The 415-nt window shown below is 40.7% G+C and carries 1 pseudogene; it reads right to left on the bottom strand.

The annotated features are described in order from the left end of the window. Positions 1-164, bottom strand: a pseudogene (locus UF06_RS26530) (IS5/IS1182 family transposase); the annotation flags it as partial. Positions 165-415 lie beyond the last annotated feature (251 nt).

Raw genomic sequence — 415 nt, 5'->3', positions numbered from 1 at the left:
GCATACATTGACCTAAGCTTCTGATTAATCTCATCATTAATAATGAGATGACGATTGGTTCGCAAGAACACAAATAGCTTGCCAGTCTGCTTTAACTTTTGGCAAATAAACTGCTCTTTTTTTGAAAGAGCAGTAGGTGGTGCCCAGTTTCTAGAATTAGACATAATCAATCAGTTCATGAGTTAACAATACTGTGTATTTGATCATGTTTTGGGGCTAAAGTCACTGTATGTTTTTTAAACTGATCGGTGCTCTAGGTTCTAGGAAGAGCGAGGAAGAGCTGGAAAAGAAGGCTCTAGCTGCTAGGATTCTAGGTTCTAGGAAGAGCGAGGAAGGGCGGGGAAAAGACGGATTCTAGCCACTAGCTATCTCTAATACACATCTGACGCAGACGAAGAATACAGAGCCTTATACA

This window comes from Vibrio sp. S234-5 (assembly GCF_000960595.1).
GTDB lineage: Bacteria > Pseudomonadota > Gammaproteobacteria > Enterobacterales > Vibrionaceae > Vibrio.
The sequence above is the reverse complement of the archived record's forward strand: the minus strand, read 5'-3'. Positions and strand labels throughout refer to the sequence as shown.